General features: G+C 69.6%; 19 protein-coding genes and 1 pseudogene. 13 read left to right on the top strand and 7 right to left on the bottom strand.

Annotated features, from left to right (window positions below):
* Positions 1 to 136: 136 nt before the first annotated feature.
* Together AB0E24_RS07780 and AB0E24_RS07775 are read right to left on the bottom strand one after the other, a co-directional pair.
* Positions 137 to 1,288: a site-2 protease family protein gene (locus AB0E24_RS07780; protein WP_069860909.1), complete on the bottom strand. Its 1,152-nt coding sequence runs from the start codon at positions 1,286 to 1,288 to the stop codon at positions 137 to 139.
* A 62-nt stretch (positions 1,289 to 1,350) separates the two neighbouring features.
* Entirely contained in the window at positions 1,351 to 1,632 is a 282-nt protein-coding gene (locus AB0E24_RS07775) for a DUF397 domain-containing protein (RefSeq protein WP_100806878.1), read from the bottom strand.
* 267 nt (positions 1,633 to 1,899) lie between these two features.
* Here AB0E24_RS07775 and AB0E24_RS07770 point away from each other — a divergent pair, with 267 nt between their 5' ends.
* From AB0E24_RS07770 to AB0E24_RS07745, 6 genes are all read left to right on the top strand, one after another.
* The gene (locus tag AB0E24_RS07770) at positions 1,900 to 3,588 is read left to right on the top strand and encodes a bifunctional 3'-5' exonuclease/DNA polymerase (protein WP_359375421.1); all 1,689 of its coding nucleotides are present in this window, start codon (positions 1,900 to 1,902) and stop codon (positions 3,586 to 3,588) included.
* Between the two features lie 248 nt (positions 3,589 to 3,836).
* A complete protein-coding gene (locus AB0E24_RS07765; RefSeq protein WP_069860912.1) occupies positions 3,837 to 4,874 on the top strand; it encodes a rod shape-determining protein in 1,038 nt (345 codons plus the stop codon).
* A gap of 153 nt (positions 4,875 to 5,027) precedes the next feature.
* Entirely contained in the window at positions 5,028 to 5,624 is a 597-nt protein-coding gene (locus AB0E24_RS07760; protein WP_069860913.1) for a sigma-70 family RNA polymerase sigma factor, read from the top strand.
* A complete protein-coding gene (locus AB0E24_RS07755) occupies positions 5,621 to 6,433 on the top strand; it encodes a zf-HC2 domain-containing protein (RefSeq protein WP_079258121.1) in 813 nt (270 codons plus the stop codon). The genes AB0E24_RS07760 and AB0E24_RS07755 overlap by 4 nt, the downstream gene beginning before the upstream one ends.
* 112 nt (positions 6,434 to 6,545) lie before the next feature.
* A complete protein-coding gene (locus AB0E24_RS07750; protein WP_037955421.1) occupies positions 6,546 to 7,091 on the top strand; it encodes an RNA polymerase sigma factor in 546 nt (181 codons plus the stop codon).
* A complete protein-coding gene (locus AB0E24_RS07745; protein ID WP_359375417.1) occupies positions 7,088 to 7,645 on the top strand; it encodes an anti-sigma factor family protein in 558 nt (185 codons plus the stop codon). The genes AB0E24_RS07750 and AB0E24_RS07745 overlap by 4 nt, the downstream gene beginning before the upstream one ends.
* A 235-nt stretch (positions 7,646 to 7,880) precedes the next feature.
* Here the strand turns inward: AB0E24_RS07745 and AB0E24_RS07740 are convergent.
* The 5 genes and pseudogenes from AB0E24_RS07740 to AB0E24_RS07720 all read right to left on the bottom strand — a co-directional run.
* Positions 7,881 to 8,204 (bottom strand): annotated as a pseudogene (locus AB0E24_RS07740) (signal peptidase II); the annotation flags it as partial.
* Between the two features lie 377 nt (positions 8,205 to 8,581).
* On the bottom strand, positions 8,582 to 9,859 hold the full coding sequence (locus tag AB0E24_RS07735) for a glycoside hydrolase family 5 protein (protein ID WP_069860917.1): 1,278 nt from the start codon (positions 9,857 to 9,859) through the stop codon (positions 8,582 to 8,584).
* Entirely contained in the window at positions 9,856 to 10,203 is a 348-nt protein-coding gene (locus AB0E24_RS07730; RefSeq protein ID WP_069860918.1) for a response regulator transcription factor, read from the bottom strand. Before AB0E24_RS07730 ends, AB0E24_RS07735 begins: the two co-directional genes overlap by 4 nt.
* Positions 10,204 to 10,487: 284 nt before the next feature.
* Positions 10,488 to 11,561: a glycoside hydrolase family 6 protein gene (locus AB0E24_RS07725; RefSeq protein ID WP_231981393.1), complete on the bottom strand. Its 1,074-nt coding sequence runs from the start codon at positions 11,559 to 11,561 to the stop codon at positions 10,488 to 10,490.
* A 17-nt stretch (positions 11,562 to 11,578) separates the two neighbouring features.
* Positions 11,579 to 12,742: a S8 family serine peptidase gene (locus AB0E24_RS07720; protein WP_250854019.1), complete on the bottom strand. Its 1,164-nt coding sequence runs from the start codon at positions 12,740 to 12,742 to the stop codon at positions 11,579 to 11,581.
* Between the two features lie 294 nt (positions 12,743 to 13,036).
* On the opposite strand from AB0E24_RS07720, the gene AB0E24_RS07715 reads away from it, so the two are divergent.
* From AB0E24_RS07715 to AB0E24_RS07685, 7 genes are all read left to right on the top strand, one after another.
* Positions 13,037 to 13,546 carry a GtrA family protein gene (locus AB0E24_RS07715; protein WP_069860920.1) on the top strand — a complete coding sequence of 170 codons (510 nt, stop codon included), beginning with the start codon at positions 13,037 to 13,039 and terminating at the stop codon, positions 13,544 to 13,546.
* Complete coding sequence (locus AB0E24_RS07710; protein ID WP_069860921.1) at positions 13,543 to 14,838, top strand: glycosyltransferase; 1,296 nt, start codon at positions 13,543 to 13,545, stop codon at positions 14,836 to 14,838. Before AB0E24_RS07715 ends, AB0E24_RS07710 begins: the two co-directional genes overlap by 4 nt.
* A complete protein-coding gene (locus tag AB0E24_RS07705) occupies positions 14,828 to 17,278 on the top strand; it encodes a glycosyltransferase family 39 protein (RefSeq protein WP_359375412.1) in 2,451 nt (816 codons plus the stop codon). The genes AB0E24_RS07710 and AB0E24_RS07705 overlap by 11 nt, the downstream gene beginning before the upstream one ends.
* Positions 17,279 to 17,302: 24 nt before the next feature.
* The gene (locus AB0E24_RS07700; RefSeq protein ID WP_102935057.1) at positions 17,303 to 19,006 is read left to right on the top strand and encodes a hypothetical protein; all 1,704 of its coding nucleotides are present in this window, start codon (positions 17,303 to 17,305) and stop codon (positions 19,004 to 19,006) included.
* 255 nt (positions 19,007 to 19,261) lie between these two features.
* Positions 19,262 to 19,606, top strand: a complete 345-nt coding sequence (locus AB0E24_RS07695) for a hypothetical protein (protein ID WP_231981390.1) — start codon at positions 19,262 to 19,264, stop codon at positions 19,604 to 19,606.
* A 2-nt stretch (positions 19,607 to 19,608) separates the two neighbouring features.
* Positions 19,609 to 21,516, top strand: coding sequence for a PAS domain S-box protein (locus AB0E24_RS07690; protein ID WP_069860924.1), 1,908 nt, complete (start codon positions 19,609 to 19,611; stop codon positions 21,514 to 21,516).
* A complete protein-coding gene (locus tag AB0E24_RS07685; protein WP_147966554.1) occupies positions 21,513 to 22,202 on the top strand; it encodes a response regulator in 690 nt (229 codons plus the stop codon). The genes AB0E24_RS07690 and AB0E24_RS07685 overlap by 4 nt, the downstream gene beginning before the upstream one ends.
* Positions 22,203 to 22,285: the final 83 nt, after the last annotated feature.

Raw genomic sequence — 22,285 nt, 5'->3', positions numbered from 1 at the left:
TCCCGCGCCCGGGACCGGCTTCCCCCGCCTGAGGCCGCGGTCTTCCTGGAGCCGGCGCGGAACGCGGACGGCTGCTTCCCGCCGCCGCCCGGGTACCGTCTTCCCCCCGCGTGAGACCGGCCGCTGGGCCGGGCGGTCACGGACGGCTGGACTCCGGCGGGGCCGTGGTGATGCCCAGGCCGTGCAGCTGGAAGAGCCGCTGCACATCGTGCATCGTGACGATCCCCTCGAGCTGCCCGTGGTCCACCACCAGCACCGGCATCCCGCCGCCGCCAGGACGCGCCCGCTCCAGCACCTCGCTCAGCAGCTCACCGGAGTCGGCCACCGTGCACCGCGCCAGCGGAATCGCCACATCGCGCACCCGCTGGGTCTCCCGGGCCTCGGCCGGCACCGCCGCGAGCGCGCGCAGCTGGACGACCCCGCTGGGCCGTCCCTCGAAGTCCAGCAGCGGCATCACCGAATGCCGGGCATGGGCCGCCACATCGTCGATGAACCGCCCCACGGTCAGCCAGTCGGCCCCGGCGGCGACCGGCGCCGTCATCGCGTCCGCCACCCGCACCCCGCGCAGCGCCGTGTTGACTCCGGCCCGCTGCCGCTCCGCGTTGGCGATGATCACCATGAAGAGGCCGATGAGCGAGAGCCACAGCCCGCCGGTGTTCCCGCGCAGGAAGGAGATCCAGCCGGCGGCGATGAGCAGCACGCCGAGGACCTGCCCGCTGCGCCCGGCCGCCCGTTCGGCGCGGTCCCTGTCCCCGGTGCGCCACCAGATCACCGCCTGCACCACCCGTCCGCCGTCCAGCGGCGCGGCGGGCAGCAGATTGAAGACGCCCAGCAGCAGATTGGCCCAGCCGAGCCAGATCAGAACGGCCGTCGGCACGCCCCAGCCGGTGAGCGCGTGCACCCCGACCCCCGCACCGACGGCGACCCCGCCGATGACCAGGCTGGTGAGCGGCCCGATGACGGCCACCCAGAACGCGACCCCGGCGGTGCGGGGCCGTCCCATCTTGGTCATGCCGCCAAGCGCCCACAGCGTCACGTCCTCCACCGAGACGCCCTTACGGCGGGCGGCGACCGCGTGCGCGGCCTCATGCAGCAGCAGGCTGCCCATCAGCAGCACGGCGCCGACGATGCTGGCGAAGGCGTAGACCGCACTGGTCCGGCCGGGGGTCCACGCGGGCAGCGTCTCGTGGCCGAGCCCGTAAGCGAGCAGCACTATCAGGACCGGGACGCTCCAGTGCATCCGCAGTGGAACCCCGAGTACTCGTCCGACGCGGACCGAGCCGTTCATCGCCGTCTCACATGGGTCGGGTCCCCCCGCTCACCATTACCAGTGTCGCGCGTCCGCGGCGATCAGCCCAGACCGGCGGGATCGTGCGCCAGATGGTCGAACTCGCCGTCCTTGGCGCCGAGCAGCATCGCCTCGACCTCGGCCGGGGTGTAGATCAGCGCCGGGCCGTCGGGGAACCGGGAGTTGCGGACAGCCACGTCCCCGCCGGGCAGTTTGGCGAACTCGACACAGGACCCCTGGGAGTTGCTGTGTCTGCTCTTCTGCCAGACGACCCCCTGAAGGTCCGCGGCCGCCATGCCGTTGTAGGGGTGGTCGCGCACAGGGCTTCTCCACTGTTCGTGCATACGTGCAGCTGTCAACTGTCCGGGATCATAGCTGCGTTCCTTTGCCAACGCATGGGCGAATGCATTTGCGTATGCGCAGGTAGATGCATAAGCAGATGCACGTGCACCATGCGTATCTGCATGATCACCCGGCACCCGCAATCTTCTGCCCGGAGTGAAGAAGAACAGTCGTCATGAATGACGTCCGGGTCCCCCTCCGGGTTGAGCGGGCCTCGTCCTCGGGCCGTCGCCGGACCGTTGTCGGACCCCCCTGCCAGACTCACCGGCATGAGATGGGCCGCGGCGGAGACGGACGACGGGGGTGTTCGTCTCTGCCCGCTCGGCCCCGGGGGAGCGGCCGCCGGACCGGTTGTCGAGGTCACGGCGGAGCAGGGCGGGATCGCCGAGGCCGTGCGGTCCCGCCCCGAGGCCGACCGATGGGTGTGGCGGTCCACCGCCGAGGTCTATCCACGGCTGCTGGCCGCCGGGGTCAGGGTCGAGCGGGCCTATGACATCGAGGCGGCCGAGGCGCTGCTCCTCGGCCATGAGGGGCGCTCGGGCGCCCCGCGTTCACTCGCCGCCGCCTGGGCGCGGCTGCACGGGCTGCCCGTCCCCGAGGATCCGCCGCCCCGCGTGGCCGGGGCCCAGCCCTCGCTCTTCGAGCCCGGTCCGCCGCCGCTGCCGCCGGGCACCGATCCGCTGGACGCGCTGCTCGCGGTGTACGCGGGGCAGCTGGTGCGCACCGAGGCGGCCGAGCACCCGGACCGGATGCGGCTGCTGACCACCGCCGAGTCGGCGGGGATGCTGATCGCCGCCGAGATGCGGCGCGCCGGGGTGCCCTGGCGCGCCGACCGCCACCGCGAGCTGCTGGACGAGCTCCTCGGGGAGCGCTATCCGGGCGGTCTGAAGCCGCAGCGCCTGGTCGAGCTGGCCGAGGAGGTGTCGCGCGCCTTCGGCACCCGGGTGCGGCCCGATCTGCCCGCCGAGGTCATCAGGGCGTTCGCCCGCGCGGGCATCGCGCTCGGCTCGACCCGCGCCTGGGAGCTCGAGCGGATCGACCACCCCGCCGTGGAGCCGCTGCTGCGCTACAAGAAGCTCTACCGGCTGCACACCGCCCACGGCTGGGCCTGGCTCCAGTCCTGGGTGCGCGACGGCCGCTTCCGCCCCGAGTACCTGCCCGGCGGCACCGTCTCCGGCCGCTGGACCACCCACGGCGGCGGGGCGCTCCAGATCCCCAAGGTGGTGCGGCGCGCGGTGGTGGCCGATCCGGGGTGGCGGCTGGTGGTGGCCGACGCCGACCAGATGGAGCCCCGGGTGCTCGCCGCGATCTCCCGCGACCCCGGGCTGATGGAGGTCGCGGGCAGCGGCCGGGATCTGTACGCCACACTGTCCGACCGCGCCTTCTCCGGCCGGCGCGACCTGGCCAAGCTGGCGCTGCTGGGCGCGGTGTACGGCCAGACGTCCGGCGACGGGCTGAAGCATCTCGCGGCGCTGCGGCGGCGCTTCCCGGCGGCGGTCGCGTATGTGGACGACGCGGCCCGCGCGGGTGAGGAGGGTCGGCTGGTGCGCACCTGGCTGGGCCGCACCTGCCCGCCCGCGGGCGGCGGCGCCGGGGAGCCGGCGGACGAGGCGGGGCTGCCGCGCGATCAGGAGGAGCCGTCGTACGGCAGCACCGCGAGCGCCCGCGCCCGGGGCCGCTTCACCCGGAACTTCGTGGTGCAGGGCAGCACCGCCGACTGGGCCCTGCTGATGCTCGCCGCGCTGCGCCGGTCGCTGACCGGGGCTGGGCTGCGCGCGGAGATCGTCTTCTTCCAGCACGACGAGGTGATCGTGCACTGCCCCGAGGCGGAGGCCGAAACGGTCCGGGAGGCGATCGCCGAGGCGGGCGAGACGGCCGGCCGGATCGCCTTCGGCCCGACCCCGGTGCGGTTCCCCTTCACGATGGCCGCGGTGGAGTGCTACGCGGACGCGAAGTAGGACACGCAGCAGGCACGAAGCGGGACACCAAGCGGGACGTGAAGCGGGCACGAAGCGGGACACCAAGCAGGACACGAAGCAGGCACGAAGCAGGGCACCGAGCAGGACGCGCCGTGGACGGCCCAGGGGTGCGGCCGCTCCCCCGACCGGCGCAGCCCCACAGGCAGCGGGCCGGATCGTCCCCACACGATGAGAGCGGAGGGCCGCCGTGCCGCGGCCCGCCACGCCGCCCACAGGGGAGACCTGCCATGACCATCAGTCTCGAGGCACTGCGCCGCTGCTCCATCGCCGTCGACCTCGGCGCGGCCAGGACGCGTGTCTACCTCAGGCGTACCGGGCTCATCGTCGACGAGCCGACCGTCGCCGCCGTGAACACCCACACCGGCGGGCTGATCGCCGTCGGCACGCTGGCGGAGCGGATGACCGGGCGGACACCCGCGCATATCCGGGTCGTACGGCCGGTCTCCAACGGCACCGTCGTCGACATCGCCATGGCCCAGCGGATGCTGCGGCTGCTGCTGGGCAACAAGCTGCGGCGCGCCTGGCGGCGGCGGCCGCTGGTCAGCGCCGCTGTCTGTGTGCAGCACGACGCCGACCCGCTCGCCCAGCGCGCCGCCATGGAGACGCTCATCGGTATCGGCGCCAAGCGGGTCGAGCTGGTGGACGCCCTGATCGCCGCCGCCGTGGGCTGCGGTCTGCCGGTGGAACGGCCCGAGGCAACGATGATCGTGGTGTGCGGCGCGGCCACCACCCAGGTCGCGGTGTTGTCGCTGGGCTCGATCGTGGCCGCCGAGCGGGTGCCGGTGGGCGGGGAGACCGTGGACCACGCCGTCGTCCAGCATCTGCGCAACGAACACGCGCTGATGCTGCCCAGTCAGGCCGTCCGCCCGCTGCATCTGCTGCTCAAGGATGTCGCGGACGGGGCGCAGACCGCGGAGAGCACCGAGGTGCACGGCCGGGATGTGGCCACGGGGCTCGCCCGGACCGTACGGATCGATGTCGAGAGCGTGCGCACCGCCATCCGAACCCCGCTCACCGCGGTGCTGGACGCCATCGGCACGGTGCTGCGCCACTGTCCGCCCGATCTGGTGGCCGACCTCGCCGACCGCGGCATCATGCTGGCCGGCGGGAGCGCGACGCTGCCCGGGTTCGACACGCTGTTGCGCGAGGCCACCGGAATGCCACTGAACATCGCCGACCACCCCGACGTCTGCGCGGTCGAGGGGCTCGGCGCGATGCTCGACGGCAAGGTGCAGCCCCTGCTGCTGGACGCGATGGTCTCCTGACCCGTCCCACGCCTCCATGCCCAACTCCTGACCGCTGATCGGAAATTCTTCGCGACGCGTTGAGCGGCTGCCTGCCCCCGTGCGTAGAGAAGGGGGAAGAGGCCGACATGGCCGCCGATCCCCCCCGGGGCTCAGACCGGGAGTCGTCCGTTGATGTTGTCCAACTCAGGTCAGGTCCTGGAGGTTCAGGTGCACGACGACGCCGCCGTGGCCGATGAGCGTCCGTCAAGATCCCGGCGTGGTACGCCCGACGAACGGCTCATGCGCGCGCTCTACCAGGAGCACGCCGGACCGTTGCTCGCGTTCGTGCTGCGTCTGGTCGCGGGCGACCGTCACCGTGCGGAGGACGTCGTCCAGGAGACCCTGGTGCGCGCCTGGCGGAACGCCGACCAGCTGTCCCGGGCCACCGGCTCCATCCGGCCCTGGCTGGTCACGGTCGCCCGGCGGATCGTGATCGACGGTCACCGCAGCCGGCAGGCCCGGCCGCAGGAAGTCGACCCCTCCCCGTTGGAACTCATGCCCGCGGAGGACGAGATCGACCGTGCGCTGCGGCTCATGACCCTGACCGACGCGATGCAGGACCTCAGCGACGCCCATCGCGAGGTGCTGGTCGAGACCTACTTCAAGGGCCGGACCGTCAACGAGGCGGCCCAGACCCTCGGCATACCCAGCGGGACGGTACGGTCCCGGGTCTTCTACGCGCTGCGCTCCATGAAGCTCGCGCTCGAGGAGAGAGGAGTAACGGCATGACAGCGCAGACGCACCACGCGGGACATGACGCCGTTGGCGCGTATGTGCTCGGCGTGCTCGACGAGGCGGACGCCACCTATTTCGAGGAGCATCTGGCCGGCTGTGACCGATGCGGACGGCAGCTGGACGAGCTGACCGGACTGGAGCCGCTGCTGGCCGATCTGGCCGCCGACGTCCCCGGGATCCACGGCAGCCCCGGGCGGCCCCAGGTCACGGGCCACACTCCGCATGCCTTCAGCGCCACTCCCAACGCCATCGAGACCCTCACCGCGCGCCCCGGCCCCACCCTGCTCCACCGCATGGTCGGCGAGGCGGCCGCGTCCCGCGCCAAGCGGCGGCGGCGCGGGCTGTACCTGGTCGCCGCGGCGGCCGTGCTGATCGTCGGCGGTCCGGTCGGCACGATCGCGGTCACCTCAGGCGGCTCGGACAGCTCCGTCTCGGCCGCCCCCACCGAGAGCGCCCTCTTCCAGGGGATGCCCGACAAGGTGCAGGCCACCGACCCGGACACCAAGGTGAACGCGGCGGTCGCACTGGAGGACAAGATGTGGGGCACCGATGCCGTTCTGCGGCTGAAGAACCTCAAGGGCCCTCTGGAGTGCAGCCTGGTCGCGGTCTCCAAGGACGGCCATGAGCAGACGATGATGACCTGGACCGTGCCCGAATGGGGCTACGGGATCAAGGACAGCCCCAAGCCGGAGGCCAGAGATCCGCTGTGGGCCCATGGCGGCGCGGGCATGAAGCGTGCCGATATCGAGCGCTTCGAGATCCGTACGGCCGAGGGAAAGCGGCTGATCTCCCTGAACGTCTGAGTCGCCACTCGGATCGCCGATCATCCCATGCGGCGTGGTGAGCGGGATGTTACACAGAGTGTGATATGTCGTGCGTCGCGTCCCGGGGGGTCTTGATCCGAGGAGGCACCCCGTGGCTGACCCGGACGCCCATCAGCAGCGCATGTTCGCTCAGTATGTGCTGCCCGAGGTGGAGGTGCTGCTGCGCGTGGCCATGTCGCTGACCACCCAGCGGGCGGACGCCGAGGATCTCGTGCAGGACACGTTACTACGGGCGTACCGGGCAGTCGGCCGTTTTGACGGGAGACATCCACGGGCCTGGCTGCTGACGATCATGCGGCATGCGGAGGTCAGCCGGCGCCGCCAGCGCCGGCCCCGGCTGCTCGACGATCCGGACACGGAGCTGGAGCGGCTGGTCCCGGCCCGGGACGCGACACCGGAGGAGCTGGTGGTCGACACGACGTTCGACGAGGCCGTGGACGCGGCGTTCACGGCGCTTCCGCTACGGGATCAGCAGGTGGTGCGGCTGGTGCATGTGGACGGGCTGTCGTACGCGGAGGCCGCACAGGTGCTGGACGTCCCCAAGGGGACGGTGATGAGCAGGCTGCACCGGGCGCGCAAGCGGATCCGGAACCAGCTGCTGGCCGCGGGAGTGGAATCGGAGCGAGGTGGCGCATGAGCAGATGGACATGGTGGCGGACCGCACGCACCACGCGAACCAGGCAGCCCACCGGACGGCTCCGGACCACCCGGTGCCCCCTGGGCGCGCCGCTGCTCCAGTCGTACCTGGACGGGGAGCTGGACGCGCCGGCCGCGGCCCGGGTGCGCGGCCATGTGGCCGAGTGCCACCGCTGTGCCCGGGAGCTCGCCGTCTACCAGCGCATCAGCGAGGCGCTGGCCGCCCGCGCGACGATCGACGAGGCGGTGCTCGACCGGCTCAGGGACTTCGCGGAGTCCCTGGCGGAGCGGGAGAAGTCTCTCGTGGAGCGGGAGAGCCGGGAGCCTGGGGCGGAGGCGGCGCCGCCGGAGCCGGTCCCGGGGACGGAGACGGTGCCGACGGAGCCGGTCCCGGGGACGGAGACGGTGCCGACGGAGCCGGTCCCGACGGAGACGGTGCCGACGGAGACGATTCCGGGGACGGCGGAGACGATTCCGGCGGAGACGGTCCCCGGGACGGCGCCGGGGGCGGATCGGGACGCGGATCAGGGCGCGGTGCACAAGGCCGGAGGCTGACGGCCACCGGATCGGGCACCACGCCCGGGACACTCGTAGCCGGGGCACTCGTAGCCGGGGCACTCGTAGCCGGGGCACTCGTACCCGGACCGCCCGTAGCCGGACCGCTCGCGCCCGGACCGCTCGCGCTCGCGCCCGGCAGCGTGGCCGCCCGTTCGCGGGAGGTCCTGCGCAGCAGCAGGGCCGCGATGAGCGCGGTCCCGGTGATCAGGGCCACATCGGCGAGGTTGAACACCGGCCCGTGGGCCTCCAGCGTGATCCAGTCGATGACGGCGCCGCGCAGCGGGCCCGGCGACCGGATCATCCGGTCGGCGCCGTTGCCCATCGCTCCCCCGGCGATCAGCCCCAGGCCCAGCGCCGCGCCCCGGCCGCGGGCCCGCAGCCCCGCGGCGGCCGCGCCCAGCGTGGCCACCGCGCCCGCGATCGTGATCACCACGATCAGCGCGGGCCTGCTGTGGCCGAGGCCGAAGGCCACCCCGGTGTTGCGTACCAGCAGCGCGCAGAACGGCCCGAACCGGTCCTGTGGCCCCACGGTGCCGCTCCAGGCGGCCAGCGCCATCGCCTTGCTCAGCTGATCGGCCACGATCACCACGAGCGCGACCAGGGGGAAGAGCAGCCGGCCGGTCGCCGGACGGGGCTTCATCATCGGCCTCCCTGGGGTGGGGGGCCGGTCCGCGGGCGCGGTCCGCGGCCCGGGAAGGAAACCCACCGGGCCGCCGCCCCGCTTCCCTTTCGGCGGAACGATTCCGGGCGAATGGGATCCAAGGGCCCGGGAGCCCTGGGGCCGGAGGCCGGGAGCCTGGGGCCCGGGAGCCCGTAGCCCGGAGGTGAAAAGGCGAGGGCCCGCAGGCGGCTGCCTGCGGGCCCTCGCTGCCGACCACTGCCGAGATCCGCCATGGGGTCATCGGCGGTGTACCGAAGGGGTCACTCCGACGATCACTTCCCCTTCTTCGGCTCCAGGAGCGGCGTCTGGTACTTGGCCAGCATCTTCATCTTGTTCTGGTCGATGGTCTTCCAGTCGTTCTTCAGCACACCGCCGGTGTCACCCGAGTCCGGGTTCCAGGTCCAGTAGGTGTAGCTGATCTGGTTCTTCTTGAGGTAGTCCATCAGGGCGTTCTGCCAGACGGCCTCGGAGCTGTTACCAGCGGTCTTCCGGCCACCGAACTCACCCAGCAGCAGCGGGGCGATGTTCTGCTTCTTGATGTACGCCCAGTGCTTCTCCCAGATGGCCGGCATGTTCTTCGGGAAGTCCTTCGCCGTGAACCAGTTCTGGTTGTAGACGCCCGGCCCGTAGTCATGGGCCGAGTAGACGACCTTGTTCGGCTCATCGAGCTTCACCGGGTACTTCTTCACACCCTGGAGGTCACCGCCCCACCAGAACTGCTCGTTCTTGTGGCGGTCCGTACCCTCGACGAAGATCAGCCAGTTCTTGTTGACCTTGTGGATGGCGTTACCGGCCTTGGTGGCCGCCAGGCGCCAGTCGGTCTTGGGGTTGCCGTCGCCCCACGTGGCCTGGCCACGCGGCTCATTGTGCAGGTCGGCGCCGATCACCCGGTCGTTGTTCTGGTAGCGCTTGGCCAGCTTGACCCAGTCGCTCTGCCACTGCTCCTCGGTGAGCTTCTGGGAGTACCACAGCTCACTCTGGCTGTACTGGTCCGGACGGTGCTGGTCCAGGATCACTCGCATGCCCCGGTCGGTGGCACCCTTGACGATCTTGTCCATGAGCTGCTGAGCCGTGAGGCCCTTCAGATCGGGGTTCTTGTGGAAGTCGATGCCATTGGGCTTGGACGACGACTTGAACATCTCGTTCGAGTACGGCAGGCGCAGCGTGTTGAAGCCCTGCTTGGCCATCTGGTCCAGCATCGACTCCCAGCTACGGGTCCACAGGCCGTGCGGCGCGAAGGTCTCGGTCTCGAAGCCGAACCAGTTCACACCGGTCAGGACGACCTTCTTACCGTCGGCGTCGACGATGTCGCCCTTCTTGGTGGACAGGGGGCCCTCGGCACCCGCACCGGTGGCCTTGACGCCGGCGGCGGAGGTGGTGGTGACGGCCGACTGGCCATCGTTGTTGTTCACCGCGAAAGCGGTGACAGTGCCACCCACGGCAGCAGCAGCGACGACGGCCGCCGCGATACCGAAGCGGAGACGCTGCGAGCGCGGCGCGCGCTTGGTCTCGGTGGTCGGGGCGTTGTTCTGGTCCATGGGGGAATTCATTCGCTCATGCTCCTGAGGAATTCGGGTACTGCGGTTTTCAGGACGCTGGGGTTTTTCGTCGGAGATTCCAGACATTCCATCTGCGGGTCGGAGACTGCGGTAAGCCGGACAATCCGCGCGTACGGTAGGAGTTCGCCGATCAGGCGGACCAACCGCGGCGTTTGCCGACTGCGCTCATCCACGTCGATCAGCACCACATCCGGCTGCATATGGTGGACCAGAGAAATTGCTTCTCGGGCCGACCCTGCAATTCCGGATAGCTCCAGTCCGGGCTCCTCGACTACGAGATCGGCGAGAGCGCTCAACACCAATGGGTGGCGCTCCACGACGAGGACTCTGTGCATCGATGGGAGCTCCTTCGGGGCTTGTCCTTTCGCTTCACGACATTAGGTAGTAACCGCTGCCGGAATCGCCGTACGCCTGGCTGAAATCTGCGTACCTCAATTGAAGGGATTCCGGGCACACCAAACGGCCGAATTCCGCGTACCTCAATTGAGGTACGAGAATTCGGCCGTTTTGTATGGGTTATGTCTGATTTGCGGGGGTGCTCCGGGGCGGTCAGGGCATACGAAAGGCGCCGGTCACGGGGTGACCGGCGCCGAAGCGGGGATCGGAGGGGGCCTGGAGGTCAGCGCGTCAGCCGGTACGCGTAGCCGGGCACGAACATGCCCGCACCGGCGGCGCAGCCGTCCGCCTGGCCCGGCTGCTTCACCCACAGGAAGGCATCGATCCCGGGGATGCCCGTGGCGGCCGTGGGGGGTCGGCCCAGCTTGCGGCCCGGCGGATCGCAGAAGCTGTGGTTACGCGTGGCCCCCGCCCCGTTACGGCTGGTGTCGATCACGACCCCCAGCCGGGGCAGGCGTAGCGCCCTGATCACGGACAGTCCGTAGCGCACCTCGTCGGCGGTGGTGTTGAAGTTGGAGACGTTGACCGCTATCCCGTCCCCGTACCGCTCTATACCGGCGCGCCACAGCCGCTCGGCCATGGTGGACGGGGGCAGCCAGCCGGAGTTTCCGGCGTCGTAGTAGATCCGGGCCCGTGGGGCGCCGCGCTGGAGCGCCCGCGCCGCGTACGACAGCGCCGCGTACCGCTCGGCCTGCTGCCGCCGCTTGAGACAGCTCATATGGGCGAGCGCGTCCGGTTCGATGATGACGATGGCGCGCCCGCGCCCTATCCCCCGGGTGAGGGCGTCGCTCCAGCGCTGGTAGGCGGCCGTGTCCCCGGCGCCGCCCGAGCTCATCTGCTGGCAGTCGCGCTGGGGGATGTTGTAGGCGACCAGCACCGGCAGGCGCCGGTCGGCGGCGGCGGTGCGGACGATGGTGCGGGCCCGCTCCTCGATCAGGGACTCATCGGTCTCGGTGAGCCAGGCGGCCTGTGGCTCGGCGGCGATCCGCCGGGAGATGGCCGCCGCCCGCCGGTCGTGCGGATGGTCCCGTACCCAGGTCGCGGCCGGGTTGTGGGGGTCGGTGTAGAAGCGGGTCGTGGCCGGGAAGAACGGTTTGGCGATGGGGAGCGACGGCTTGGCGGCGGGCCTTCGCACCGGGCCCACGAACAGGGCCTGGACCGTGGTCGCCGCCATCACCACCTCGACCACCAGCACCATCACGATCAGCTGGGCGACGCCCCGCCCCGCCCGGGAGGTGCGTCCGCCCGCCGGCGGACGGGGGCCGCGATCGCGACCTCGCAGTTTCGTGATCATCATGGCGAGTCCAGCCCGGCTCAGCCGTTGTGGGAGTTGTCGGGCGGCGGCCTGCGCCGGCTGATGAGCACCACCGCCACCACCGCGAGCACCACCAGGACCCCGGCCACCACCCCTATCGTGACCAGCGCGGATTCATCCCCCTCGGCTCTGGAGGCGGAGGCGGCCGGGGAGGCGTCCGAATGGCGGCGGGGGGCGGAGAGCTCGGCGGAGGCGGGCGGCGCGGCCCGGTCGGCCAGCGCCTTGGCCGGGGCGATCACCCCGTACCCGTAGCGCGGGTCATGGCCCGCGGACCCCTTGCGGTCAGCGGTGTCGATCAGCTTCTGGACGACCTGCTTGGCGTTCCAGCGGGGGTGCTCCGAGCGCAGCAGCGCGGCGCCCGCCGCGACCCAGGGCGCCGCGAAGCCGGTGCCGTCGCCGGTCCAGTAGTCGTTGTTGCCGGAGGTGGTGAGGATGGCGACGCCGGGGGCGGCCAGCAGGGTCTTCCCGCCGTGGTGGGAGGAGGTCCACACGGCGCCCTTCTTGTCGGTGGCCACCACGGCGACCACACCGGGGAGGGCGGCCGGGTAGGTGGGCCGGTTGCCGATCTTGCCGTTGTCGCCCGCGCCGGCCACGACCACGGCGTCCTTGGCCACGGCGTATTTCACCGCGGCCCGCAGCGCGGGGGTGGGGCGCTTGAAGGAGACGGCCAGATCGATGACGCGCGCGCCATTGCCGACCGCGTGGCGAATGGCCTTCGCGGTGGGGTCGGCGAGGGGTTTTCCGTCGCGGTAGACGCCGAGCGGCATCACCTTGGCCTCGGGCGCGAGGCCGTACACCCCGTCGCCGCGGTAGTTGCGGCCGGTCCCGGCGATGATCCCGGCGGCATGGGTGGCCTGCTCGGCCGTCTCGTCGTCGTCCCGGGTGCTGTAGCCACCGGTGCCGCCCGCGAAATCCTTTCCGCGGACCACGCGCCCGCGCAGATCAGGATGGGATGCGTCGACCCCGGTGCCGATGACCGCCACGGTCACTCCGGCGCCTTTGCTGATTTTCCAGGCGCGCTCCGCCTTGAGCGCGGTGAGCGCCCATTCGGAATCGTGCAGCCCACCGGAATCGGAATCACTTGCCGCAGCCGGCGTGGCCAGTGCAAGAGTCATCACCGCGATGACCGCTCCGGCCCGGCCGGCGAATGGATGGCGTGACATCACATGACCTGACATTACGTCACCTACTCTCCTCGCACAGGACGCAAGGCCGTCCGGCCCATTTCATCTTTGGGCATCCCCCGCAGGTACTGACACCCGCGGGAGGGTGAACGACCCGTCCCTTCTTTGGGGGACCGGCCCGGATAGCCGGAACCCGGCTCTCCCCAATACGGGGGACCGGAGGGGTCCGCCGAAGGTGTACCACCCGCTCCCCCGGGCGCGGGTACTACCTCCTTTTCGGGTGACGCACTCTTGGGTCAATGGCGATAAGAGCCTCCTGTCGAGGGAGTCGCGATGCAGCGTTTCCGAACGTTCAGCGAGCGCACCGGAGAGCGGGACGAAGAGGCGGATACCACCGCCGGTAATGCCCGTAGGCGGACCGGAATACTCTCGCGAGCCCTCCCGGCCCGGAACCCGATGGCCGGTATGCCCGGTCTGGCCCTGCGCTTCGCGGTGGTCGGCGGAGGCGGTGTGGTGGTGAACACGCTGGTCCTCTACGCCCTGTATCACTGGGCAGGACTGCCGCTGCTTGCTGCGTCGTCGATAGCGGTGGAACTCGCGGTGGTTCACAACTATCTGCTGAACGACCGGTGGACCTTCGCGGCGGGCGATCCGTCCCTCCGGCGATTCATCAAGTTCAATATCACGGTCCTGGGCGGACTCGGGGTCAATGTGCTCATCGTCTGGACTCTGGTACGCACCGGAATGCATCTGCTGCTCGCTAATTGCCTCGGCATCGCGGCGGCTTTCGCGGTCAACTTCGCGTCGAGTACCGGTTGGGTCTGGGGGAGGCGGAGCCGATGATCGTCCCCATCATCTACCTGGTGCTGATCGTGGTCTCGATTCTGCTCACCGTGCAGTCGGCCCATGTCCTCTATCTCATGCTCTACACCTGGGACCGGGCGGATGCCGAACGGAGGGCCAGGGCGCCGGATGAATTCCTGCCGCCCCAGATCTCCTTCAGTGTCCTACTGCCCGCCCGGCATGAGGAAGACGTCATCCAGAGCACCATCGAGCGCGTGGTGCGGGCCAACTATCCGGCCGAACTGCTGGAGGTCTTCGTGATCTGCTCACAGGACGACGACGGCACGATCAAAAAGGCCGAGGAGAAGATCGACGAGCTGAAGCGGGAGGGGCTCCACAATGTGCGCGTCGTGGTGTTCGACGACCAGCCGGTCAACAAACCGCACGGCCTCAACACCGCTCTTCCGCACACCGCCAACCAAGTGGTGACGATCTTCGACGCGGAGGACGACATCCACCCGGAGATCTTCAGCCTGGTGAACACCGTGATGGTGCAGGAGAAGGTCAGGGTGGTCCAGGCCGGAGTGCAGTTGATGAACTACGAGTCCAACTGGTACTCGACCCTCAACGTCCTGGAGTACTTCTTCTGGTTCAAGAGCCGGCTGCACTACCACGCCCACTTCGGCTCGATCCCGCTCGGCGGCAACACCGTCTTCTTCGCCCGTGAACTGCTGCTGCGGCTCGGCGGCTGGGACGACCGCAACCTCACCGAGGACGCCGACATGGGCCTGCGGATATCCGCCATGGGCGAGCGGGTGCGCGTCGTCTACGACGACCGGTATGTGACCAAGGAGGAGACCCCGCCGACCCTCGGCCACTTCATCCGGCAGCGCACCCGCTGGAGCCAGGGCTTCATGCAGACCCTGAAGAAGGGCACGTGGAAGAAGATGCCGACGCGCAAACAGCGCTGGCTCGCCTTCTACGTCCTGGTGTTCCCGCGCGGGCAGGCGCTGCTGGGCCTCTATCTGCCGATCTCGCTCGGCATGATCCTGATCCTCAAGGTGCCGGTGCTGATCGCGCTCTGCTCGTATCTGCCCGTACTGCTGCTGGCCGCGCACTTTCTGGTCCAGGCGGTCGGTCTGTACGAGTTCACCGGCGCCCATGGCCTCGAAGCCTCACCGAAGGCCCTCGTGCGCATGGCCATCGCCTGGTTCCCCTTTCAGATGGTCCTCGCGTACGCCGCGCTGCGGGCCATGCGGCGCGAGATGCTCGGCCGCCACGACTGGGAGAAGACACAGCACGTAGGCGCCCACCGAGCCACCACCGAGGAGGCGGAGTCGCGTGTCGGATAACACCACGCCCTCGCGGCCGGCGGCCCTCGGCGCGGAAGGTCGGAAGACCGCGGCGGACAAGAAGACCGCGCCGGACGAGAGCACCACGCCGACTGAGGGCACCACGCCTGCCGAGGGCACTGCACCGGACAGGAGTGCCCCGCCGGACAGAAGTGCCGCGCCGGACAAGAGCGCCCCACCGGACAAGAGCACCGCGCCGGGTAAGAGCACCGCGCCGGGCAAGAAGACCGCGAGCGCCAGGCCGGATAGGGGCATCGCACCGGGCAAGAAGACCACACCGGGCACGAGCACCACACCGGCCAAGGGCACCGTACCGGCCAAGAAGACCACGCCCGACAAGAGCACCGCGGCGGCCAAGAACGCCGCGGCGGGCAGGAAAACCGCGCCGGGCGACAGGCCGATGACGGGCAAACCCACCACACCGGCCAGGAGCACCGCGCCGGGCAAGACCACCGCACCGACCAGGAGCGCCACACCAGGCAAGACCACCGCACCGAACAAGAGCGCCACACCAGGCAAGAAGACCGTGGCGGCCAAGAGCGCCGCGCCGGGCAAGACCACCGCGGCAGCCAAAAGCACCGCACCCGGCCAGAAGACCGTGCCGGGCACGAGCGCCACACCAGGCAAGAAGACCGCGCCGGGCAACAAGCCGATGACGGGCAAGACCACCGCACCGGGCAAGAAGACCGTGCCGGGCAGCAAGCCCATGACAGGTAAACCCACCGCACCGACCAAGAAGACCGCACCGACCAAGAAAGCCGCGGCGGGCAAGAAGACCGCGGCGGGCAAGGGCGCCGAGGCGCCCGCGCGGCGTCCGCGCCGCGGCCCGCGGTTCTCCGTGGCGCGCGGCTGGTTCCCCCCGCTGGGCACCAAGGGCAGGATCGCCCTGATCCTCTCCCTGCTGACCGGGCTGGTCAGCCACGGCTACCACCTGTTCCGCTATCCCCTGTACCTCACCGACGAGGGCATCTATATGCAGCGGGCCTGGTCGGTGGTGCGGGAGACCAGCCTCTCCCCGTACACCTACGACTACGACCACGCCCCGCTGGGCTGGATCACCCTGGCCGGATGGGCCTTCCCGCTGCCGAAGCAGTTCGAGGCATTCGGGAACGCGATCAACACCGGACGGTTTCTGATGCTGCTGGTGCATATCGCCAGCGTCTATCTGTTGTTCGAGATCGCCCGGCGGCTGTCCGGCAGTGTGCTGGCCGCCACCGTCACCTCGTTCCTCTTCAACGTCTCGCCGCTCGCGGTCTACTTCCAGCGGCAGGTCCTGCTGGACAACCTAATGATCTTCTGGCTGCTGCTGAGCCTTTTCATGCTGCTCCGCCGGGAAGTCACGATCAGATCGGTGTTCGGCGGCGGAATGGCGCTTGGAATCGCCCTGATCACCAAGGAGAACGCGATCTTCTTTGTGCCCAGCTTCGTATATCTGCTCTATCGGAGGGTCAAAGGCTCGGCCAGCAGTCGGTTCACCAGCACCCTCTGGCCATTCGCCGCGGCCACCCCGATCGGCGCCTATGTGACCTACGCACTGCTCAAGAACGAGCTGCTGCCGAGCGGATTCGACTTCGATCTGAACAATCCACCCGCGGACCACGTCTCGCTGCTCTACACCCTGTGGTGGCAGCTCAACCGTAACCAGGGCACCCTCTTCAGCCACACCGGACTGCTTCAGACCAGCTGGCTGGTCCGGGACAAGTTCCTGCTGATCGCCGGGGTGTGCGCGATGGTGATCTGCCTGTGGATCGGCCTGCGGGACCGCAAGCGCAATCTGGGCTTCCTGGTCGCCGGGACGCTGGCCCTCGGATACGCCTTCTATCTGGTGCGCGGCAGTGTGGTGCTGGACTTCTATGTCACCCCGCTGATCCCGATGCTCGCGCTCAACCTCGGCATGGTGACGGACCGGCTGCTCAAGGGCACGTTCGCCAATCGGTTCATCCGTGGTGCGCATTCCGTGACCCGGGTCGCCGTGCCATCCTTCGCGGCCTTTCTGCTGCTGGCGTCGCCGGCCTCCGGATATCTCGTCCACACCAATACAGAGGGCCATACGCAAATCGCCGACCAGTACCAGTCGAAGATCAATCTCACCGGAATGCAGCATGCCCAGATCGCCTGGGTGCGCAAGCATGTACCGCCGAATTCACGCATCATCATGGACGACGACCTGTGGGGTGAACTGCACGATATCCGCCCCTTCTATCCGTACGCGCACTCCCACTGGAACGCCTCGTCCGACCCGGATGTCCGCGACAAACTGTTCAAGAAGAGATGGCAGAACGTGGACTACATCATCATGTCGAACAAGATGCGCAGATCCATGATGCTCAACAACTCCGACGGCCGGGAGAACTGGATCCTCCAGGCGCTACGAAATTCCACCCGCGTCTGGTCGGTGACCGAGGGCAACATCAGGCTGGAAATCTACCGTGTGCAGTAGCCATGGGAAGAGGAGGTGAAGGCCATGCCTGAGTACGACGACGACTGGGATGTTCCGGAGAACAGGGATGATCCCGAGAACGAGGATGAAACCCCCGACGAGGAGGAAATCCCCGAGGAGGAAGACGTCTCCGCGGAGGAAGAAATCCCCGAAGAGGAAGACACCCTCGAAGAGGAGGAAATCCTCGAGGAAGAGGACGTCCCCGAGGAGGAGGAAGAAATCCTCGACGAGGAGGACATCCCCGAAGACGAGGAAGAAATCCTCGAGGAGGAGGAAGTCCCGGAGGAGGAAAGCCCGGCGGAGGAAATCCCCCTCGCCGAGGAGAACCTCCCCCACCAGAAGAACACCCTCGACGAGGAGAACACCCCTGACGGTGGCAAGAAGAAGAAGCTCACCTGGAAGACCGTCCTGCTCGCTCTCGTGGTCTTCGCGATCATAGGATCGCTCGTCCAGGTGGTCGCGCGCGGCGGTTTCGGAGGCGCCCTGAACACCACCGGCAGCGGAGGCGGGAGCACCCCGAAGAAGGGGCAGCACTCCCGGCAGGAGCAGGAGATACGCCCGCCCAAGCAGCCCAAGACCATCAGGCTGGGCAACCAGCGGGTGCCCCAGGCGTCCGGGCCGATCATCGTGATCAACCCCGGTCTGGTCACCCCGGGCGGCAGCGCCGCGGTCGAGGGCGGTGGCTTCGACAAGAAGGCCACGGTGGACATCCTGCTCAAGGCCCGGAAGTCGGACACCAAGGGCCGCGCCATCGGCAGTGTGCGCTCGGACCGGTTCGGATCGATCTACGCCCGGTTCACCATGCCCGAGACCGCGGGCAACCGGCCCGCGACGCTGGTCGCCCAGCAGCGCGGCAGCAGCAAGACGGCGGAGGCCAAGGTGATCACCGGTGGCGCGGTCGGCACCGCGAAGATCAACAAGATGGTCGGCCGCCCCGGCGATGTGGTGACGGTCACCGCCCGCGGCTTCCGCCCGGGTGAGCCGATCGACGTCTTCTGGGGACGGACCACCGGCATCCCCGTGACCACGCTGCGCACCGACAGCAGCGGCAGCGTCGGCCAGGCGGCGATCAAGGTGGGCGTGGCCCCGACCGGCTCCAGCACCCTGGTCCTGGTGGGCAAGCGCAGCAAGACCACGGCCACCGCGCCGTTCCAGATGCTGGCCATGTACCCCGCGATGAAGTCCAAGCCGTACGCGCTCAAGGCCGGTCAGCGGATCACGCTGTCCGCCAACAAGTTCGCGCCCGGTGAGCGGGTGCTGGTCTACATCAACTCCACCGGCGGGCTGCCGGCCTTCACCGCCCAGGCGAACGGCATGGGGCAGATCCGCGATGTGGCGTTCAACGTGCCGTTCGGCCTCAAGGGGCGGCAGACGCTGATGGCGATCGGCGACCAGAGCCGGGCCGTGGTCCGCTCGGGCTTCACCGTGCTGCCGTACACCCCGTCCGCCGAGCCCAGCGCCTTCGGCGGCAGGGCGGGCACCACGCTCAGCTTCTATGTCGCGGGGTTCGCCCCGGGCGAGACGGTGGACGCCTACGCGGGTTCGGGTTCGAAGGGCCAGCGCAAGATCGGGACCTTCCAGGTGGACAGCCGGGGCAAGGCGTCCGCCGTGGGCTCGTACAAGATCACACCGGCCGATGAGAGCGGTGTGGCCTTCCAGCTCGTCGGCCAGAAGAGCGGTGGCATCGCGAAGGCGAGCATCAACATGTCCCAGGGACACGGAGATTAGGGACGGCAGACGGCACCGGGGAAGAACGTGGGCCGGACCGCGCCGGACCGGGGGAGACGGCGGGAACGGCGAGCAGAGCGGACCCACGTTCCAGGGAGTGGCCGGCCGCCGGCGGCCGTAGGGCTGCTCACCAGTTCCATAGATGTACCATGCGTCCTGGAGTGTCCTATGAGCGTAATTTTCGGCCCAAACTCACGAAGAGTCCTACAATTCCTGACCCATATCGAGGACCTCTCCCCAGAGGAAATCGACCGAGTGGCCGATCTGTGGAAGCAGACGTCCAGCCAGACCCGCGCCGAGGGCTGGGCGGTGGTCCACCGCACCACCACGGCCGAGGAGCGGTACCGGATCCTGGTCGCCGCCTCGGTGGCGCGCCGGGCTGCCCTGGACACGGCGCGTCACCACCAGCGACACGACTGGGCCTTCTGGGCCGCGGTATGGGATGCCGCGACCGCGGTCGCCGTCTGCGACCGCATCGGAAGCCACTACAACGTGCTGGTCGCACCGCTGGCGGCGGTCATGCCGTCGCTGGCGCACTGCCGGCGCGATGAACTCAGCACCCGCGAGCTACAGGGTGCCGTCCTCAAGGGAGGTGGGTAGCGATGGGCGACAACCGGATCGATGTTGTGGTGGCCGATGACGACCCGGCCGTCCGGGAGGCGCTCGCCGACCTCATCGACTCCCACCCGGACCTCGAGCTGGTGGGCCTGGCCATCAACCATGAGCAGGCCGTACGCGCGGCGGTCGACCACCGCCCGCAAGTCGTGATCATGGATGTGCATATGCCCCGGGGCGACGCCCCCAGCAGCGTCCGGGCCATCCGCGACCAGGTTCCCGACGCCCGGGTGGTGGCGCTTTCCGCTCACGGCGAACGCGAGACCGTACTGAACATGCTCGCCGTCGGAGCCAGCGGCTATCTGGTCAAGGGCACCCCCGCCGAGGAGATCCTCGAGGCGATCATCCGGGCCGCCCGCGATCAGTTCAGCATGTCCGCGGAGCTCCTGGCCGACTGCGCGGAGCCGCTGCGCCGCGCCGAGCGCGCCTCCTGGCGGTTCGAGGACCTCGTCGGCAACCGCCTCGAGGACTCCTATCTGGAGCTGCTCGGCCACGCACCGTGCGGAGTCCTGATCGTCGGCCCCCGCGGCCGGATCGAGTACGCCAACCCCCACGCCCGGCACATGTTCGGCTACGGCTCGGCCGAGCTGCGCGACAAGCGGCTGCGGGACCTCGTTCCCGAGCGCTACCGCACCGCCTCCGAGCAGCTGATCGGCCGGGTCTTCACCGCGCCCTCGGCGATGACCGGCCGCCGCCGCGACGGCACCGAGTTCCCCGCCCAGTTCAGCGGCGGTCACCTCCAGGGCCGGCAGCCCCGCGGAGTGGTCTTCATCGCCGACCTCAGCCAGCTGCGGGCGGCCGAGAGCCGGTTCCGCCAGCTCATCGAGTCCTCCCCGGACGCGATGCTGATCGTGGACACCGGCGGCCGGATCCAGGCGGCCAACAATCGCACCGAGGCGCTCTTCGGCTACGACCGCGACCATCTGATCGGCCGCGCCGTGGAGGCGCTCCTGCCCGACCAGCCGCTCACCGTCTCGCTGCGCGAATGGGACGACAGCCTGGAGGAGCCCGTGGGCCACAGCATGGAGCTGGTGGGCCGGCGCAGCGACACCAAGCAGTTCCCCGCCGATGTCAGCATCAGCCCGCTGCGTACGGAGGAGGGCCTGCTCACCGTCCTGACCATCCGCGACATCACCGAGGTGCAGCGTGCCCAGTTCGTCCTGGAGCGCAGCCTGGAGCTGCTGGAGGTCACCGACCGCGACCGCCAGGCGCTGCTCAGCCATCTGGTCCACGCCCAGGAGGCCGAGCGCGGGCGGATCGCCGCCGATATCCACGACGACACCATCCAGGTGATCACCGCGGCCAGCCTCCGCCTCCAGCAGCTGCGCCGGCGGCTGCGCGACCCGGATGAGCAGCGGGTGATGGACAAGCTGGACGAGACCCTGAAGCTCTCGCTCAGCCGGCTGCGCCAGCTGATCTTCGACCTGCGGCCGTCCAGCCTGGAGCACGGCTGTCTGGCCGGGGCGCTGCGCGGACTGCTGGAGCAGATACGCACCGAGACCGGTCTCACCTACCGGCTGGAGGACCGGCTCACGGCCAACCCCCCGGCCGAGACGATGGCGCTGATCTACCGGACCGCCCAGGAGGCGCTGGTGAACGTGCGCAAGCACGCCCACGCCAAGACGGTCCACGTACAGCTGCTCGGGCTCGACGACGGCTGCCTGGTGCGGATCGTCGACGACGGCGAGGGCTACAACCCGCTCGAGGTCGAGTCCCGCCCCGGCCACCTCGGAATATCCCTGATCCAGGAACGGGCCCAGATCGCGGGCGGCTGGTGCCGGATCGAAAGCGCTCCGGGCGCCGGCACCACCGTGGAGTTCTGGGTGCCGCTCGGCGCTCCCCCGGACGCGCCACTCGGCGCCGCCGACTCCCCCGAAGGGGACCCCCAGCCGTGACCGCACCTCCCGATCTGACGAAGGTGCTGATAGTCGAGGACCACCGGGTGGTGGCCGAGGGGCTGTGGGCCCTGCTGGCCGAGTACTCGGATCTGACGGTCGTCGGCTGGGCCGACTCGGTCGCCGAGACCGTGCCCATGGCCAAGGAGCTGAAGCCCGATGTGGCACTGGTCGACTTCCGGCTGCCCGATGGCACCGGGGCCGACGCGGCGGGCGGTATCCGGGCCCATGACCCGTCCGTCGCGATCGTGATCCTCAGCGCCGACGCCAGCGACTCGGCGCTGCTGGCCGCAGTGGAGGCGGGCGCCTGCGGCTATCTGCTGAAGTCGGCGAGCGGCGACGAGATCGCGGCCGCCATCCGCTCGGCCGCCGAGGGCGAGACCCTCATCCCGGCCAGCACGCTGGTGGAGGTGCTGGCGCGGCACCGCGAGGACGCTCGGTCCACCGCCGAGCAGACCGAGCGCCTGGAGAGCCTGACCCCGCGCGAGCAGGAGATCCTCACCCTGATGAGCCAGGGTCTGGACAACCGGGCGGTCGCGGAGCGGCTGAGCATCAGCTACGCCACCGTGCGTACGCATGTGCGCCGGATCCTGGAGAAGCTGGACGCGCGCTCACAGCTGGAGGCGGTCGCGAGGGCGGCCGAATTCGGCTTCAAGCCCGCGCAGCCGGACGGCCCGGAGGAGTGACTCGGTGACGTGCGTGCGTGAAGTGCGTGCGTGAAGTGACGGGCTGATCCGGCCCGCCCCCTATCCGCCTTCGGCATGGCCGT

Origin of the sequence: Streptomyces malaysiensis subsp. malaysiensis (assembly GCF_040653035.1) — a bacterium.
GTDB lineage: Bacteria > Actinomycetota > Actinomycetes > Streptomycetales > Streptomycetaceae > Streptomyces > Streptomyces malaysiensis.
The sequence above is the reverse complement of the archived record's forward strand: the minus strand, read 5'-3'. Positions and strand labels throughout refer to the sequence as shown.